The organism is Pseudomonas sp. SIMBA_068 (assembly GCF_046534705.1).
GTDB lineage: Bacteria > Pseudomonadota > Gammaproteobacteria > Pseudomonadales > Pseudomonadaceae > Aquipseudomonas > Aquipseudomonas putida.
In genome coordinates, this window is the sequence record NZ_JAWRYI010001357.1 from 1 (window position 1) to 245 (window position 245).

At 59.2% G+C, this 245-nt stretch carries 1 protein-coding gene; it reads left to right on the forward strand.

Annotated elements, in window-relative coordinates; genetic code table 11:
- Window positions 1-245 (forward strand): autotransporter outer membrane beta-barrel domain-containing protein (locus tag SB756_RS34040; RefSeq protein ID WP_410913753.1); only part of this gene is annotated, 245 nt, incomplete at both ends.

Consider the following 245-nt stretch of genomic DNA (forward strand, 5'->3'; position numbering starts at 1 on the left):
TGTCCGGTCCGTGCTGGGCAAGGCTGGTGCGACAGTCGGGCGCAACTTCGAGATGTCAGCGGGTGGCATTGTTCAACCCTACCTGCGTGCTGCCTACGCTCACGAGTTCATCAACAACAATGATGTAAAGGTCAACGAAACCCGCTTCTCCAACGATCTCTCAGGCTCCCGCCTGGAGGTGGGCGCCGGTGTGGCTGTTACCGTAGCGCAAAGCCTGCAGCTGCATGCCGATATCGATCACAGCC